Origin of the sequence: Micromonospora carbonacea, from assembly GCF_014205165.1 — a bacterium.
Lineage (GTDB): Bacteria > Actinomycetota > Actinomycetes > Mycobacteriales > Micromonosporaceae > Micromonospora > Micromonospora carbonacea.
The window spans coordinates 6,598,862-6,612,425 of record NZ_JACHMZ010000001.1 but is presented as its reverse complement, the minus strand read 5'-3'; the positions used below and the strand labels follow the sequence as shown (position 1 = coordinate 6,612,425).

13 protein-coding genes and 1 pseudogene are annotated in these 13,564 nt (G+C 76.3%); 10 read left to right on the top strand and 4 right to left on the bottom strand.

Annotated elements, in window-relative coordinates:
- The first annotated feature begins 250 nt into the window (after positions 1-250).
- Positions 251-1,711, top strand: coding sequence for an endo-1,4-beta-xylanase (locus tag HDA31_RS27630; protein WP_178063003.1), 1,461 nt, complete (start codon positions 251-253; stop codon positions 1,709-1,711).
- Between the two features lie 56 nt (positions 1,712-1,767).
- Here HDA31_RS27630 and HDA31_RS31875 read toward each other — a convergent pair whose 3' ends face one another.
- The gene (locus HDA31_RS31875) at positions 1,768-2,652 is read right to left on the bottom strand and encodes a VHL beta domain-containing protein (protein ID WP_219824985.1); all 885 of its coding nucleotides are present in this window, start codon (positions 2,650-2,652) and stop codon (positions 1,768-1,770) included.
- 405 nt (positions 2,653-3,057) lie between these two features.
- Here HDA31_RS31875 and ssd point away from each other — a divergent pair, with 405 nt between their 5' ends.
- From ssd to HDA31_RS32710, 7 genes and pseudogenes are all read left to right on the top strand, one after another.
- The gene (gene ssd / locus HDA31_RS27620; RefSeq protein WP_178067040.1) at positions 3,058-4,113 is read left to right on the top strand and encodes a septum site-determining protein Ssd; all 1,056 of its coding nucleotides are present in this window, start codon (positions 3,058-3,060) and stop codon (positions 4,111-4,113) included.
- Positions 4,110-5,375 (top strand): TadA family conjugal transfer-associated ATPase, encoded by a 1,266-nt coding sequence (locus HDA31_RS27615; RefSeq protein ID WP_246384281.1) that lies wholly within the window; start codon positions 4,110-4,112, stop codon positions 5,373-5,375. Before ssd ends, HDA31_RS27615 begins: the two co-directional genes overlap by 4 nt.
- Entirely contained in the window at positions 5,372-6,682 is a 1,311-nt protein-coding gene (locus tag HDA31_RS32715) for a type II secretion system F family protein (protein ID WP_246384283.1), read from the top strand. Before HDA31_RS27615 ends, HDA31_RS32715 begins: the two co-directional genes overlap by 4 nt.
- Entirely contained in the window at positions 6,679-7,506 is an 828-nt protein-coding gene (locus HDA31_RS27605; protein WP_376701417.1) for a type II secretion system F family protein, read from the top strand. Before HDA31_RS32715 ends, HDA31_RS27605 begins: the two co-directional genes overlap by 4 nt.
- A 52-nt stretch (positions 7,507-7,558) precedes the next feature.
- A complete protein-coding gene (locus tag HDA31_RS27600; protein WP_074475350.1) occupies positions 7,559-7,726 on the top strand; it encodes a DUF4244 domain-containing protein in 168 nt (55 codons plus the stop codon).
- Positions 7,727-7,851: 125 nt separating this feature from the next.
- On the top strand, positions 7,852-8,169 hold the full coding sequence (locus HDA31_RS27595) for a TadE family type IV pilus minor pilin (protein ID WP_074475394.1): 318 nt from the start codon (positions 7,852-7,854) through the stop codon (positions 8,167-8,169).
- 185 nt (positions 8,170-8,354) lie between these two features.
- A pseudogene (locus HDA31_RS32710) lies at positions 8,355-8,735 on the top strand (Rv3654c family TadE-like protein); the annotation flags it as partial.
- Between the two features lie 240 nt (positions 8,736-8,975).
- Here the strand turns inward: HDA31_RS32710 and HDA31_RS27585 are convergent.
- The 3 genes from HDA31_RS27585 to HDA31_RS27575 form a co-directional block, all read right to left on the bottom strand.
- Positions 8,976-9,554: an LURP-one-related family protein gene (locus HDA31_RS27585; RefSeq protein WP_178063004.1), complete on the bottom strand. Its 579-nt coding sequence runs from the start codon at positions 9,552-9,554 to the stop codon at positions 8,976-8,978.
- Between the two features lie 123 nt (positions 9,555-9,677).
- The gene (locus HDA31_RS27580) at positions 9,678-9,884 is read right to left on the bottom strand and encodes a hypothetical protein (protein WP_043961488.1); all 207 of its coding nucleotides are present in this window, start codon (positions 9,882-9,884) and stop codon (positions 9,678-9,680) included.
- Positions 9,885-10,167: 283 nt separating this feature from the next.
- The gene (locus HDA31_RS27575; protein ID WP_178063005.1) at positions 10,168-12,594 is read right to left on the bottom strand and encodes a DNA 3'-5' helicase SftH; all 2,427 of its coding nucleotides are present in this window, start codon (positions 12,592-12,594) and stop codon (positions 10,168-10,170) included.
- Between the two features lie 142 nt (positions 12,595-12,736).
- Here HDA31_RS27575 and HDA31_RS27570 point away from each other — a divergent pair, with 142 nt between their 5' ends.
- Together HDA31_RS27570 and HDA31_RS27565 are read left to right on the top strand one after the other, a co-directional pair.
- Positions 12,737-13,093 (top strand): STAS domain-containing protein, encoded by a 357-nt coding sequence (locus HDA31_RS27570; protein WP_178063006.1) that lies wholly within the window; start codon positions 12,737-12,739, stop codon positions 13,091-13,093.
- A complete protein-coding gene (locus HDA31_RS27565; protein ID WP_074475345.1) occupies positions 13,090-13,527 on the top strand; it encodes an ATP-binding protein in 438 nt (145 codons plus the stop codon). The genes HDA31_RS27570 and HDA31_RS27565 overlap by 4 nt, the downstream gene beginning before the upstream one ends.
- The last annotated feature ends 37 nt before the right edge of the window (positions 13,528-13,564 follow it).

Below are 13,564 nucleotides of genomic sequence, written 5' to 3'. Positions count from 1 at the left end.
GCTCTCGGCGGAGCGATCGTCGGGCCCGGCGGGGGAGGCCCCCGGCCGGGCCTCCGGCGTGCCGCCAGCGTGGCGGGCTGGCGATGCCTCCCTGGCCTCGACCGACAGCGCCATCGACGTTGACCGATTGCGTAGTTGCGGGTATGTTGCAGTCCAGTTACGGCAGTTTCCGAAAGTTTCGGAAACGGGCCCGTGAAGCTGCGCTTCCCTCCAACTTTGCGCATCGTCGATGGATATGCAAAGGAGTGTCATGAAACGTCTACTGAGTAACGGCCGCCGTCGCGTGGTGGTGGCCACCGCCGCCAGCGCGCTGGTGCTGGCCGGCGCGGCGCTGGTGGTGCCCAGCCTGGCCCAGGCGGCCACCACGCTGGGGGCCGCGGCGGCGCAGTCGGGTCGCTACTTCGGCACCGCCATCGCCGGGGGCCGGCTGAACGACTCCACGTACAGCACCATCGCGGCGCGTGAGTTCAACATGATCACTGCCGAGAACGAGATGAAGCCGGACGCGACGGAGCCCAACCAGGGCCAGTTCAACTTCTCGGCCGGGGACCAGATCTACAACTGGGCCACCCAGCGTGGCCTGAAGGTCCGGGGGCACACCCTGGCCTGGCACGCCCAGCAGCCGCCCTGGATGGAGCGCATGAGCGGCAGCGCGCTGCGCAGCGCCATGATCAACCACATCAACGGCGTGATGGCCCACTACAAGGGCAAGCTCGCCGCGTGGGACGTGGTCAACGAGGCGTTCAACGAGGACGGCAGCCGCCGCCAGTCGAACCTCCAGGGCACCGGCAACGACTGGATCGAGGTGGCGTTCCGCACCGCCCGCGCCGCCGACCCGTCGGTCAAGCTCTGCTACAACGACTACAACATCGAGAACTGGAGCTACGGCAAGACGCAGGGCGTCTACCGGATGATCCAGGACTTCAAGTCCCGCGGCGTGCCGATCGACTGCGTCGGCCTCCAGACCCACTTCACCGGCGGCAGCTCCCTGCCGAGCAACTTCCAGACCACGCTGTCGAGCTTCGCCGCGCTCGGCGTTGACGTGGCGCTGACCGAGGTCGACGTCACCAACGCGTCCACCACCCAGTACGCCGGGCTCACCCAGGCCTGCCTGAACGTGCCCCGCTGCATCGGCATCACCGTCTGGGGCGTCCGCGACAGCGACTCCTGGCGCTCCAACGAGAACCCGCTGCTGTTCGACGGCGGGGGCAACAAGAAGGCCGCGTACACCTCGGTCCTCAACGCCCTCAACGCCGCCGGCCCCGGTCCCACCGGCACCCCGACGGCGACGCCGACCGCCACGCCGACCACGCCGCCGCCCTCCGGCGGCGCCAACCGGATCGTCGGCAGCCAGTCGGGCCGGTGCATCGACGTGCCGAACTCGTCGCAGACCAACGGCACGCGGGTGCAGCTCTACGACTGCCACGGCCAGACCAACCAGCAGTGGACGTACACCGCGAGCAAGCAACTGACCGTGTACGGCGGCAGCCGGTGCCTGGACGCCAACGGCTCCGGCAACGGTGCGGCGGTCCAGATCTACAGCTGCAACGGCGGGGCCAACCAGCAGTGGAACGTCAACTCCAACGGCACCATCTCGGGCGTCCAGTCCGGCCGCTGCCTCGATGTGTGGGGCACCGGCAACGGGCAGCAGGTCCAGCTCTACGACTGCCACGGGCAGGCCAACCAGCAGTTCCGCCTCGTCGCCAACTAGCGAGGTGCGGTGGCTCACCGTCGCGGCATCAGCCACGGCGGTGAGCCACCGTCGTCTCAGCGCACCACGGCCCGACGCGGCTCGGACTCCGGCTGGAAGCAGGCCAGCCCCCACCCCCGGTCGTTCGTGACCACCCACGGGTGCCCGACGTAGGTCTGCTGCCGGTACGACTCGCCCGGCCCCAGCGTCCGGTACTGCCGGCGGCGGCCGTCCCAGTCGAGCCAGTACACGACGACCCGCTCGCGCCGGGCGTTGACGAAGTCGACGTACGTCGAACGCCCGCCGCTGGTCGACCGCAGGCGCGACTCCGCGGACGGCGGAAGCGCCGGAAGCTCCCGCGCACCCGCCTGGGTGGGTTGCGGCCGGGGCCCGGTCGTCGCGGGGGCGGGCCGGCCCGTGGTGGCGCGGGCCGTCGGGGTCGGGCCGCTCTCCCGGGGCCGGCCGGTCGACGGGCGGCTCGACGCGGACGCCCGGGCAGGCACCGACGCCCGGTTCGACAGCGACCCCAGCGCCGGCGAGAGGGCGGGCGTGGGCGTCGCGCTGTCCGTGGGCAGACCCACCCGGATGGGCTCCTGGGCGATCGGCCCCGGCTGGTACGGCTGGTAGGCGTTGAACAGCGGCAGCAGCGTGATGACCAGCGTGGCCACCAGGCCGACCACCACCGAGACCAGCACGAGGGCCAGCTGCGGCCCCTCGCTGCCGTAGGCCCGCCTCGACGGCGCGGCCGCCGGTGGGGCGGCCGGTGCCGCCCCCGGACCCGCCGCGGCCCAGCCGTCCCCGGCGGGAAACGCCTGGTAGGGCTTGGCCGGCAGCGCCGCGCGCTCCACCGACGGCGGCACCCAGCCGCCGATGCGCAGGCGCGCCGCAGTCCCGACGCCTTCCCCGGTGCCCCTGGAGATGTCGAGCCTGCGCCGATCGTCGAACTCTCGTGAGTGGGTCATGGCCCCGATCCGCGCACGGTGCCACTCGAATCAGCGGCACGGAAGAGCGAATTATGCGAAATGGGTTTCCCGGAGGTCAATGGTTGCCGGGAGGAATTCTGCCTCGGCCGCCCATCGGGCGCCCGGCCGACCGGGTATTCGGGCGCGGGCCATGCGACGGGGCCCCGGGGCCTGCCGTGGCTGACCCCTCCCACCTGCGCCGCTTCGGCCCGCCTTAGCAGATCCACTCGGCTCGCGGGCGTTGTCCACAGTGCCCCCGGCTGTCCACAGGGAAGCCATCGTGGGCGGCCGGGCGGGGTCCCACCCGGGCACGCTCTCCGGCAGCACCCCCGAGCCCGACTGCTGGAGGCCACGATGCCACCACCCCGTACCCCGCTCCCGCCGCGCCGCCGACTGCCCCTGGTGGTGACCTCGGACGACGGTCTGCTCGACGACCTGCTCCGGCTCGCCGCCGCCGGCGGCACCGAGGTCGAGGTGGCCGCGGACCCGGCCGCCGCCCGGTCCCGGTGGACGCCGGCGCCGCTGGTGCTGGTGGGCGACGACCAGGCCCAGCCCTGCCTGCGGGCGCGGCTGCCCCGCCGGTCACGGATGGTTCTGGTGGGCCGGACCGGGCAGCTCGATCCCGGCTGGGAGATCGCCGAGCTGATCGGCGCCGAGCACGTCGCCACACTGCCGGCCGCCGAGCCCTGGCTGGTCGACCGGTTCGCCGAGTGCGCGCCCGACCGGGCCGGCGACGGCGTGGCCCGGGTGGTCGCGGTGCTCGGCGGCCGGGGCGGCGCCGGAGCCAGCATCCTCGCCGGCGGGCTGGCCGTGACCGCCGCCCGGGCCCGGCTGCGCACGCTCCTCGTTGACGCCGACCCGCTCGGCGGCGGGCTCGACCTGGTGCTCGGCTGGGAGCAACTCGACGGGCTGCGCTGGCCGGCGCTGACCGACGCCGACGGCCGGGTGGACCCGCCGGCACTGGTCCGGGCCCTGCCCAGTCGCGGCGACCTGGTGGTGCTCTCCTGGGACCGGGGTGACCCCCTGCCGTTGCCCGCCCCGGCCATGGCGGCCACCCTCGACGCGGCCCGGCGCGGGCGCGACTTCGTCGTGGTCGACGTGCCCCGGCACCTCGACGACCCGGCCGTGCTCGCCTTGCAGGCCGCCGACCAGGCGTTCCTCGTCGTGCCGGCCGAGCTGCGGGCCACCGCCGCAGCCGCCCGGGTGGCTGCGGCCGCCGCGCCGCACTGCGCCCAGCTCTCCGTCGTCGTGCGAGGACCGGCACCGGGCCGGCTCAAGGCCGTCGAAGTCGCCCGCGCGCTGGGCCTGCCGCTGGCCGGCGCGCTGCGCCCCGAACCGGGACTGTGCCGGGGGCTGGAGCGCGGGGAGGCCCCCGCCGCCGACGGGCGCGGCCCCCTCGCCGCGCTCTGCCAGCGGATCGTCGGCGAGCTGACCGGCGTCCCGGTGCCGGGTGCGGCGTGACCGGCCACGCCGACGGCGAGGAGATCGCCAGCCGGGTGCGGCAACGCTTCGCCGCCACGGCCGCCCCGGTCACGCCCGCGGCGGTGGTCTCCGCCGTCCGCGCCGAACCGGCGGCGGCGGTCCTCGGCGACACCGCCGTGCTGCGCATCGCCGGGCGGGTGCACGACGACCTGGTCGGCGCGGGCCCGCTGGCACCCCTGCTCGCGGACCCCGAGGTGAGCGACGTTCTCGTCAACGCGAACCGGGTGTGGGTCGACCGGGGGCACGGCCTGCACCAGGTCGCGGTGCCCGTCGGCACCGTCGACGACGTGCGCCGGCTGGCGCAGCGCCTCGCCGCCGGAGCAGGCCGTCGCCTCGACGACGGCTCCCCCTGCGTCGACGCCCGGCTGCCGGACGGCACGAGGCTGCACGCCGTGCTGCCCCCGGTGGCCACCGACGGGCCCTACCTGTCCCTGCGCACCTTCCGGCAGCGCCCGTTCACCCTGGACGACCTGGTGCGGCAGGGCACCGTGCCCCGGCCGGTCGCCCCGGTGCTGGCCGCCCTGGTGGCCGCCCGGCTCGCGTACCTGGTGGTGGGCGGCACCGGCTCCGGCAAGACGACCCTGCTCAACACCCTGCTCGGGCTGGTCCCCGGCAACGAGCGGATCGTGCTGGTCGAGGACGCCGCCGAGCTGCGCCCCGTGCACCCGCACGTGGTCGGGTTGCAGGCCCGCACCTCCAACGTGGAGGGCACCGGCGCGGTCGGGCTCAGCGACCTGGTGCGGCAGGCGCTCCGGATGCGTCCGGACCGGCTCGTCGTCGGGGAGTGCCGGGGCGGGGAGGTCGTGGATCTGCTCGCCGCGTTGAACACCGGCCACGACGGCGGCGCGGGGACGCTGCACGCCAACACGCCCTCGGACGTGCCGGCCCGGCTGGAGGCGCTCGGCATGCTGGGCGGGCTGCCCCGGGCGGCGCTGCACGCCCAGGTCGCTGCCGCGCTCCAGGTGCTGCTCCAGGTCCGCCGGGGCGCGCGGGGCCGGGTGCTGGAGTCGGTCTGCCTGCTGCTCCCGGACGGCCCGGACCGCCTCGTCACGGTCGTCCCCGCCTGGGTGCGCGGTCACGGCACCGGCCCCGCCGCGCAGGCCCTCGGCGTGCTGCTGCGGGAGCGGGACGTCGCGGTCCCGCCGGTCCTGGGCGCGGGGTGGCCGCAGCGGGAGCGTCCCGACCGGGCCGGCCCGGCGGAGGTTCCGGGGGCGGCCCACCGCCGTGGCGGCTCCACGTGACCACGGCGGGCTGGCTGGTGGCCGTGTGCATCGTCGCCGCCGCGGCGATCGTGGTGTGGCCGTTGCGCAACGGCCGGGCCCGGCGGCGGTCCGTCCTCGGGACGCTGTCGCCCGCGTCGCCGCACCCACCAGGCGACCGGAGCGCCGGCGACCGGGCCGCTCGGCATCCTGACCCGTCCGACCTCTCTGAGCTGTCCGACCTCTCGGACCTGTCCGACCTCTCTGACCCGGGTGGCGCACCGGGCCCGGCCGGCGACCGGCCCGCCGGCCACCTCCGTCCGCCGGGTCGGTCGCCGGCCGCCGCCGGCCGGTGCACCGGCCCCGCCACCGCGCCGAGCGGATGGCCCGGCCCGGTCACCCCGCCCAGCGGCGGCCGGCGACCGGGCCCGCCCGACCGCCGTGACCCGCGCCGGCCCGCCGGCACACCGGACCGCCCCCCGACGGCGGGACACCACCCGGGCCCGCCAGCGGGGCAGCTCGGCTCCCGTCCCGGCGGGGCGTCCGTCGACACCTACCAGGGGGCGTACGACCCGTCGGCGCTGTCCGCCTCCGGTCCCCGTTCGCTGCGGCTGACCGGGTGGTTGGCGGCCTCGCCCGGGCGGGCCCTGCTCGTCGCTGGCGCGGTGGGTGCGGGATCGGGTGGCCTGCTGGCCGGGCCGGTGGCCGCCGTGGTGGTCGGCGCGTACGGGTCGCTCCTCGTGCGGGGGCTGGTCCGGCGACAGCGCTTCCGGCAGGAGGAGCGCGCCCGCCGGCACGGGCTCGACCAGCTCTGCGCCCTCGCCGCGGACCTGCGTGCGGGCGTGCCGGTGCTGACCGCCTCCGCGACCCTCATCCCGGGCGGCCGGTCCGTCCCGGCCCCGGACGCCGGCCTGTTGAGCGGCGCGCCGGGCGGGGCTCCCAACGGTGCCGCGCCGGGTGCCCCCGGGCGGTCCGGCCCTCCGGCCGCCCCGCCCGACGGGGCGGATCGGCTCCGCCAGTTGGCCCGGGCCGCCGTGCGGCTCGCCGACCGCACCGGCGCGCCCCTGGCCGACCTGCTGGAACGGATCGAGGCCGACGCCCGGGCCGGCGACCGGGGGCTGGCCGCCGCCGCGGCGCAGGCGGCCGGAGCACGGGCGACCGCCTGGCTGCTCGCCGCCCTGCCGCTCGGCGGCATCGGGCTCGGCTACGGGGTAGGCGTCGACCCGGTCGCGGTCCTGCTGCACACCCCCGTCGGTGGCGGCTGCGCGGTGGCGGCCGTGGTCCTTCAGCTCGCCGGCCTGCTGTGGACGGAACGCCTCGGTGCCGCGCCCGGCGGGAGCAGTCGATGACCCGTCAGGCGGTGGCCGCCGGCTGCCTCGTCGTCGCGGCGGTGCTCGCCCTGTCCGTCGGCACGCGGGCGGGCTCCACCCGCCGGCTGCGCAGCCTGGGCCGGCGGAGGGAGGCGGCCGGTGCGGGGGAGACGGCCCCGCCGGACAGACCGGCCGGCCTCGGCGGGGCGGACGCGCCGCACGCGGCGGCGGGGCCGGCCGAGGCGGCCGGCCGGTCCCGGCCGCCGTGGTGGCCGGACCCGATCCGTCTCGGGGCGGGGCTGTTCGGGCTCGCCGTCCTGGTGGTGCTCGGCGGCTGGGCGGGGCTCCTCGGCGGGGTCGTCGCCGCCGTCGCGGCGGACCGGGGCCTGCGTCGGATCGAGCCGCCCGCAGCCCGGGAGAGGCGACTCCGGGAGGCCGCCGACCTGCCCCTCGCCGCGGATCTCCTCGCCGCCACGATGCGGGCCGGTGCGCCGGTGGACCGTTCCGTGCTGGCCGTGGCAGACGCGCTCGGCGGGCCGCTCGCCGACCGCCTGGGCCTGGTCGGCCGGACCCTGCTGCTCGGCGGCCGGCCCCAGGAGGCGTGGGCGCATCTCCTCCCGGTGCCCGGGGCCGAACGGCTGGCCGGTGCCGCGCTGCGTTCGGCCGACAGCGGTGCCGCGCTCGCGGGTGCGCTGACCCGGCTCGCCGACGACCTGCGCGCCGACCGGTCGACCGCCGCCGAGGCCGCCGCCCGGCGGGCCGGCGTGCTCATCGTGCTGCCGCTGGGGCTCTGCTTCCTGCCCGCCTTCATTCTCGCCGGCCTGGTGCCGGTGATCGTCGCCGTCCTTGGCGACGTGCTCTGAGCGCCGCCAGCCGACCGGCTGCGCGGCGACCGTCCAGAAGGGAAGAACGCCCATGCGCAAGATCCTCAACCGCCTGCGCGGCGACGCCGGGATGAACACCGCCGAGTACGCCGTCGGCACCCTCGCCGCCGTCGCGTTCGCCGGCATCCTGCTCAAGGTGCTCACCTCGGGCAACGTGCAGTCCGCGCTGACCGCCGTCATCGACCGGGCACTGAAGTGACCGCCCGCCGGCAGGTCGGTCCCGGTCGGGGTGCGCCGGAGCGACAACCGGGGCCGGGCGAGGGCGGCCGGCCGACCCGGCAGCCGTCCCCGTCGCCCCGGGAGCGCGGGTCGTTCACGGCGGAACTGGCCGCCGGCCTGCCGGCGGTGCTGCTGCTCCTGCTCGCCGGTCTCACCGCCGTGAACGCGGTCGCGACGCAGGCCGGCTGCCTCGGTGCGGCCCGGGAGGCGGCCCTCGCCGCCTCCCGGGGCCAGCCCGGCGTGGCGGCGGGGGAAGCGGCGGCGCCCGCCGGGGCGGAGGTCTCGGTCTCGGTGGGCGACGACCGGGTCACCGCGACGGTACGGGCACCCGTGCGCGCCCTCGGCGCCCGGCTGCCCCTCGTCACCGTCACCGCCACGGCGGTCGCCGCCGTCGAGCCGGGTGCCCCGGGGCCACGGCCGTGACGAAGCGTCCGGCCCGTCGGGGCCTGTTCCGCTCGTGTCGCCGCTGCCACTCGTGCCGGCCGTGTCCTGCTGGCAGCTCGTGTCGTGCCTGCCGGCCACGTCGTGCCTGTCGCGCCCGCCGCTCGTGTCTCGCCCGCCGCTCGTGTCGCGTTCGGCGCTCGTGCCGATCATGTCGCGGCTGGCACGTGTGCGGCTGGCGCTCGTGCGGCCCGCAGGGGCCGCGACCGGACGGTGAGCGGGGCGGGGCGACCGTGTGTCTGCTCGCCGTCGGGCTGGCGTTCGTGCTGGTGGGCGTCTTCGGTGCGGCCGTCGGCGCGGCCCGGTTCGCGCGGCAGCGGGCTGCGGTGGCGGCGGACTTCGGCGCGCTCGCCGCAGCGGCTCAGGCGCTGACCGGCGGCGAGGCGGCCTGCGCGTCCGCCGGGGAGATCGCGCGGGCGAACGGGGCGCGGCTGGCCGGCTGCCGGCTCGACGGGCTGGACGCCGTGGTGACGACGGAGGTGATCGTCACGCCGTTGCCCGGTCTCACCCGGGTCGCCACGGCGACCGCCCGCGCCGGGCCGTCCCGGCCCCCGACCCCCGGCCCTGGCTCGACCCCGATCCCCGATCCTGGCTTGGTTCCCGGGCCTGGCCCTGGCTCGGCCCCGGCCCTGGTCGCTTGGCGGAGCCGGGGCCGGGGCCGGGGCCAGGCCCGGGGCGTCGGCCCGGAGGCGGCCCGGCAGCCCTTCGGGCAGGTGGCCGCCCGCCGGCCGAGCCGGAAGCCGAGCGCCACCGGGCCGGCGGCCCTCAGGGCTCAGCGGTCGTCGGGCTCAGCGGCCCTGGAGGGCGTCCAGGCCGATCGCCATGGCGATCACGAGTCGCCGGTCGATCTGCGGGTTGTGCACCTCGACGACGTACCGGTCGCGCAGGCCCCACTTCTTGACGACCGAGAACACCGGCTGGCCGCCCGCGGTGAAGTCGAAGTGGTACGGCAGCCAGGACAGCGAGTCGACGAACCGGCGCAGCAGCGCCACCGGCATGCTGCGTTCCTGGCCGGTGATCTGCGGCAGGCCGGCCTGCTCGACGTGCCACGTGGACCGCAGCAGCGACTGGGCGAAGTCCTTGCGGAACAGCCCGATCGGGGTGCCGGCGTGGTCGGTCACGTCGTACGTCGCGCCGAGGTCCAGCCGCTGCCGGGCCTTGAAGCCGAGCAGCGGCTGCTGCTTGCTGTCGTCGGTGTAGATGGTGACCTGTTCCTTGAACGCCAGCCGCTTCTGCTGCGCGAAGGCCAGCAGCCCGCCTTCCGAACCGTCGGGGGCGACGGAGTGGACCTCGTACTGGTTGACCATCATCCGAATGCGCTGCCGGATGTGGAACTGCTGCTGGTGCTGCAAGGTGTCGAGCTGCATGAGTTCTCCTTCAGAGGGTCGCCGGAGTCTCGCACAGCCCGCCGACAACCGCCCGCCCACCGACAACCGCTGGCCCACCAACGACCGCCAGCCAGGCCGGCAGTCGTCGTCCGCCCGCCGGCGTCAGCGTCCGCCGTCGACGGTGGCCTTGAGCGCCCACGCGTTGAGCACCTGGTGGATGCCGCGCAGCCGCTCGTTGATCTGTTCCAGCCGCTCCGCCTGGGCGAGCGTGGCCATGGCGGCACCGAGGGCGATCTGCTGGTCGGGGGTGAGGTGTTCCTGGTCGATGGTGTAGAGCAGGTCGACGGTCTCGGCGATGGTGTCGGCCACGACTCCTCCTCCGGCGGCTGGAAACGGCGATCTCAGGGTAGTGGGGCGGGTGCCTGGCATGGAAGCGCTCCCATGTATCAATGCCCACTACGCCTTTCGGTCATGCACGCGTCCCGGAAACCCGGTTGCCGCCAGCCACCGCATCCGGGCCCAGCCACCGCCGCGCGCACGCCCGGCCGCACCGCCGGTCCGGCCCGCCGCCCGAACGGCGGGCAGCCTGTCCGGCGGGCAGCCTGTCCGGCCCGTCCCTTACCCGGCCAGCCGCCCACCCGGGGCCCGCCGCCTACCCGGCGCGTCGGTCATCCTGCCTCGGCAGCGTGGCCCCCGGGTCGGTCGGCGCGGGCAGGTTGGCCAGCACCACGTCGAGCACCCGGAGCGCGCCCGGCTTGGACAGCGGGTTGTTGCCGTTGCCGCACTTCGGGGACTGGACGCAGGACGGGCACCCCGCCTCGCAGCCGCACTCGGCGATCGCGTCGCGGGTGGCCCGCAGCCACTGCGCGGCCGTGCCGTACGCCCGCTCGGCGAAGCCCGCCCCGCCCGGGTGCCCGTCGTAGACGAAGACGGTGGGCGCTTCGGTGTCCGGGTGCAGCGCCGTCGACAGCCCGCCGATGTCCCACCGGTCGCAGGTGGCCATCAGCGGCAGCAGCCCGATGGCGGCGTGCTCGGCGGCGTGCAGCGCACCGGGCACGTCCGCCGGCTCGACGCCGGCCGCCGCCAGCGACTCCGGGGAGAGGGTGAACCAGACGGCGACGGTGCGCAGCTCGCGGGCCGGCAGGTCCAGCGGGCGGGTGTCGATGACCTCGCCGGAGGAGATCCGGCGTCGCTGGTACGACACGACCTGGCTGGTCACGTCCACCTCGCCGAGGAAGAGCCCGACGGGCCCGGCGTCGACGTACGAGCGGACCGACGCCACGGTGAGGGAGGTGACGTCCCGGGCGTGGGTGGACCAGTCGGGCTCCTCCGGATGCACCAGCGCGCACCCGTCGTCGAGGTCCAGCGAGTCGACCACGTACGACACGCCCTGGTGCAGGTGGACCGCGCCGGCGTGGACGAGGAAGTGGGCCGATCCGCCGTCGACGGTGCCGAGCAGCCGCCCGGTGGCCGCCTCGACCACGCAGACCGGGGCCCCGCCCTCGCCGCGCAGGTCCACCTCGGGGCGCTCCCGGTGCCGCCAGTACCAGCCGGTCGGCCGCTGCCGCAGCGCGCCCGCCGCGACGAGCGAGTCGACGGCCTCCTTCGCGCCGTCGCCGAAGAGGTCCAGGTCGGCGGGGGTGAGCGGGGCCTCGGCCGCCGCGCAGGCGAGCTGCGGGGCGAGCACGTACGGGTTGGCCGGGTCGAGCACGGTGGCCTCGACGGGACGGCCGAACAGGGCCTCCGGGTGGTGCACCAGGTAGGTGTCCAGCGGGTCGTCCCGGGCGACGAGCACGGCGAGGGCCTCGTCGCCGGAGCGCCCCGCCCGCCCGGCCTGCTGCCACAGGGACGCCCGGGTGCCCGGCCAGCCGCAGATCAGCACGGCGTCGAGCCCGACGAGGTCGACGCCGAGCTCCAGCGCGTTGGTCGAGGCGAGCCCGAGCAGGTCGCCGTGCAGCAGGGCCCGTTCCAGCTCGCGCCGCTCCTCGCGCAGGTAGCCGGCCCGGTAGGCGGCCACCCGGTCGCCGAGCCCGGGGACGGCCTCGTCGAGGGCGCGGCGTGCGGTGGCGGCCACCACCTCGGCGCCCTTGCGGGACCGGACGAAGGCGAGGGTGCGCACGCCGGAGGCGACCGCGTCGGCGAGCAGGTCGGCGGTCTCCCGCAGCGCCGACCGGCGCACCGGCGCGAGGTCGCCGGCCCCGCCCGCCGGGCCGCCGGCCCCGGGAGCCTGGTCGCCGGGCAGCAGCGGCGGCTCCCACAGGGCGAACGTCACCCCGCCGCGCGGCGAGGCGTCGTCGGTGACGGCCGCGACGGGCAGGCCGGTGAGCCGCCCGGCCGCCGTCGCCGGGTCACCCGACGTGGCCGAGGCCAGCAGGAACACGGGGGTACGCCCGAAGCGCGCGCACTGGCGGCGCAGCCGGCGCAGCACGTGCGCGACGTGGGAGCCGAACACGCCCCGGTAGGTGTGGCACTCGTCGACGACGACGTACGCCAGCCGGCGCAGGAACCCCGACCAGTGCGCGTGCCCGGGGAGGATGCCGTGGTGCAGCATGTCGGGGTTGGTCAGCACGAACCGCGAGTGCCGGCGGATCCACTCCCGCTCGGCGCGCGGGGTGTCCCCGTCGTAGGTGGCGGGGCGTACCCCGTCGAGGTCCAGGCCGGCGACGGCGCGCAACTGGTCGGCGGCGAGCGCCTTGGTCGGCGCGAGGTAGAGCACGGTGGCCCGGGGGTCGGCGAGCAGGGTGGCCAGCGCGGGAAGCTGGTACGCCAGGGACTTGCCGGACGCCGTGCCGGTGGCGACGACGACGTGCGTGCCCGCGTACGCCAGGTCGGCGGCCTCGGCCTGGTGCCGCCAGGGCGCGACGACGCCGCGGCGGGCGAACGCCGCGCGCAGTTCCTCGGGGGCCCACGGCGGCCACGACGCCTGCTCGCCGGGCCGGGCCGGCACCCGCTCGACGTGGGTGACCGGGTCGGCGTCGCCGCCGGTGCGCGCGCGCAGCCGACGCAGCAGCTCGGCCGGGGCCGCGCCGGGCGGGCGGTCGGGGCCGTGGCCTGCGGCTACGGTGGCTGCGGGGGGCATGTCCTGCACTCTCGCACAAGTGTTCGGAGTTGACCGGCGGGGGTGTGGGTAAGGGGGAGCCCTTCGCCGGTGACCTCGCGGACGGCCCCGGCGGGGATGGTTAGATGCCCAGGAGAGTTTACGACTCTTGCGAGGAGGACCGATGGAGCTGTCGCTGGCGACCCGTGCCGTGGGGGAGCACACGGTGCTCGAGGTCGGCGGTGAGGTCGACGTCTACACGGCCCCTCGCCTGCGGGAACGGCTGCTGGAGCTGATCGACGGCGGGGCCCGGCACGTCGTGGTCGACCTGGGGCGGGTCGACTTCCTCGACTCCACGGGCCTGGGCGTGCTGGTGGGCGCGCTGAAGCGGCTGCGCGCGGCCGGCGGCAGCTTCGCGCTGGTCTGTGGCAAGGAGCCGCTGCTCAAGATCTTCCGGATCACGGCCCTGGATCAGGTCTTCCCGTTGTACCCGACCGTCGACGCGGCGATCGGGGCCGATCCGACCGGCTCCGGCGCCTGATGGCGACGGTCCGGCTCTCCTTCTCGCCGGCCCCGGTGCACGTGCGCACCGCCCGGCTGGTCGGTGTCGCGGTGGCCCGCCGCGCCGGCGTCCGTGAGGACCTGCTCGACGAGGTGCGGTTGGCCATCGGCGAGGCGTGCACCCGGGCGGTGGCCCTGCACCGGCAGTACAACGTGCCGGATCCGGTGCTCGTGGAGATGTCCGACAGCGGGGCGTACGCGGTGCGGGTGGTGGACCGGGCGCCGATCGAGGCGAGCATCGGCCTGGCCGCGCTGGACGCCGACCAGCTCGCCAACGAGTCGCTCAACGAGGACGATCTGACCACCGGCGTGGGCTTCGCGCTGCTGGCCGGTTTCGTCGAGGATCTTCAGGTGCGCCCCGTCGAGGAGGGCGTCGGCACGGAGGTCCGCATGGTATGGCCGGTGCATCGCTGACTCTCTGCTCAACCCTCGCTGATTGCATGATCAGTCG